At 45.0% G+C, this 607-nt stretch carries 2 protein-coding genes; both read left to right on the top strand.

Annotated elements, in window-relative coordinates; all coding sequences use genetic code 11:
* Positions 1-100: 100 nt before the first annotated feature.
* Positions 101-436: a hypothetical protein gene (locus CIK04_RS26930; RefSeq protein ID WP_325205879.1), complete on the top strand. Its 336-nt coding sequence runs from the start codon at positions 101-103 to the stop codon at positions 434-436.
* The coding region (locus CIK04_RS34265; protein ID WP_325205878.1) for a DUF1294 domain-containing protein at positions 414-607 on the top strand (194 nt) is incomplete at its 3' end. The genes CIK04_RS26930 and CIK04_RS34265, both read left to right, overlap by 23 nt.

Raw genomic sequence — 607 nt, 5'->3', positions numbered from 1 at the left:
ATTAGTTTGAGTATATACCCAATGCCCGTCGAATTCTGACCTATACTTATCCACTAGGAGAGCTGTGTTCTGTTAAATCAATCACTTTTGGGGCATAAGTATGGCGTACAAAGGAAGAATCGCTCAATGGAGCCAAGACAAAGGTAATGGTTTTATTAAAATCGACGGTTCGGGAGAGATGGTTTATTTCAATAAAGCAGAAGTGATCGGCAGTGCTACCTTAGACGATGTGGTGACGTTCGAAGTGGAGCGAAACAAACACGGACAGGTCGTCGCGGTGGCTGTACAAAAAGCGTTTGTGTTCTCTTTTGCAATCGGGGTGGCCATTATTTTCTCACTGCTGTTTTGCGGGTATTTGGTTATTCCGTTACCCCGCATTAGCGGTTCTACATTACTTTTTTATCAGTGCAGTCATGTTCGTGCTTTGCGCATTTGATGTCTCTGCCGCCAAGGAGAGCAAGCCAAGAGTACCAGAAATGTTGTTTTATATTCTGGCATTGATTGGCGGTTGGCCCGGAGCATTCTTTGCTCACGTGGTTTTGAGTCACAAAGTCGGTAATAYCCCCTTTTTGGTCATGAGCTGGCTGATGGCGCTGATTAACATGGC

The organism is Vibrio sp. 03_296, assembly GCF_002265885.1.
This window is presented reverse-complemented; position numbering and strand designations above follow the sequence as displayed.